We start from the raw sequence: 1,197 nt of genomic DNA, 5'->3' as shown, positions 1-1,197 counted from the left end.
TTTCGACAATTTTCGAGCTCGACTATTAGCTTGCTTTTCTAATTAGTTTTTATTATCACCTCAAACCCAGAAGACCCTTCTTCCTCTCGTTTTACCTGTTCCACCGTTGTTACCTGAACACGGTGATAAATATACTCCTCATATCGTTTAGTATAACGCCGACCTTCATCAACAAAACACAGTTGCTCTGTGAAATATTTTTGACAATTGTTACATTAGTATTGGCGGCGAGGAATTTCCAATTCGATTAACTGACCTGAAATCGGTAAATCTCGAATCAAGATTGGACGAATCTGATGGAGTTCATCTCTGGACTGTTGACAGTGAGGACAAGTAGCATAATCCGTCAAAAAACCAACTTTTAGAATTGTTTTTGTATCATTTTAATACATTTTTCAATCGTAATTTCTGGCAAATTGAGTAATCCGTCAAGATGAAAATCCATGAGCTTAGCCTCTAGCATAAAGTTCATATATTATACAGTTTACACCGCCAACCCAGAAGACCCTAATTTCCTTTTTTTCCTCTAGCCCCTACCCCATCACTTACGGCATAAGCAAGCTCTAATTCATCCTCAAATATTTGCCCTGCTAGTTCATCTTTTTTAAGGTGTTGCCACTCCAATTCAATTGGATTCATTTCTGAACAATATTTGGGCAAAAAGAAGATGTATAAACCCTGGCTTTCCCACTTCGACCATAACTGTTGGACTTCATGGCATCGGTGTATGGGGTCATTGTCCTGTACTATTATTCTGAGCCGTTTAAGCTCAGCAGCTTCTTCGGCTTCTTGATCCATCATCTGGATATAAGCTTTTCTATCAACACCTCCAATTACCAAACCATAAACAAAACTACTTAAAGGTTGAAAAAGCCCAACAATGCTTAATCTACGACCTCGATTCTTAGTTTGCTCTAAACGTTTTTGCTCACCTTTTTTGTAATAGGTATAACCAGGCTCACTCCAAGCACAAAAACCTGATTCATCCAAATACTTTAAGTCGATTTCTCCCGCAGCCGCAACTAATTCCAACATATCTAGGTCTGAAGAGCTTTATTTCTCGTGCTTTGGGGTCTTGTTTTCCTTTATGACTTTTCCTCGCTCGTTTCCAAATGATCCCCGTAATTGCTCAACCCCCTTGACAAGAAGACGAGATAGACATTAGATCGAGGAATGGAAAAACTCCCCGACTTAAAG

At 39.1% G+C, this 1,197-nt stretch carries 3 protein-coding genes; all 3 read right to left on the bottom strand.

Features of this window, described 5'->3' with window-relative positions:
• Positions 1-38: 38 nt before the first annotated feature.
• The 3 genes from QUA13_RS33000 to QUA13_RS32550 all read right to left on the bottom strand — a co-directional run bounded on the left by QUA13_RS33000 (position 39) and on the right by QUA13_RS32550 (position 1,035).
• Positions 39-182 carry a transposase family protein gene (locus tag QUA13_RS33000; protein WP_445242777.1) on the bottom strand — a complete coding sequence of 48 codons (144 nt, stop codon included), beginning with the start codon at positions 180-182 and terminating at the stop codon, positions 39-41.
• 33 nt (positions 183-215) lie between these two features.
• The gene (locus QUA13_RS32995; protein WP_445242776.1) at positions 216-350 is read right to left on the bottom strand and encodes a transposase family protein; all 135 of its coding nucleotides are present in this window, start codon (positions 348-350) and stop codon (positions 216-218) included.
• A gap of 157 nt (positions 351-507) precedes the next feature.
• Positions 508-1,035, bottom strand: coding sequence for a transposase (locus QUA13_RS32550; RefSeq protein ID WP_333205233.1), 528 nt, complete (start codon positions 1,033-1,035; stop codon positions 508-510).
• Positions 1,036-1,197: the final 162 nt, after the last annotated feature.

The sequence above is a fragment of the Microcoleus sp. S28C3 genome (genome assembly GCF_036700785.1).
GTDB classification, from domain to species: domain Bacteria; phylum Cyanobacteriota; class Cyanobacteriia; order Cyanobacteriales; family Microcoleaceae; genus Microcoleus; species Microcoleus asticus.
The sequence above is the reverse complement of the archived record's forward strand: the minus strand, read 5'-3'. Positions and strand labels throughout refer to the sequence as shown.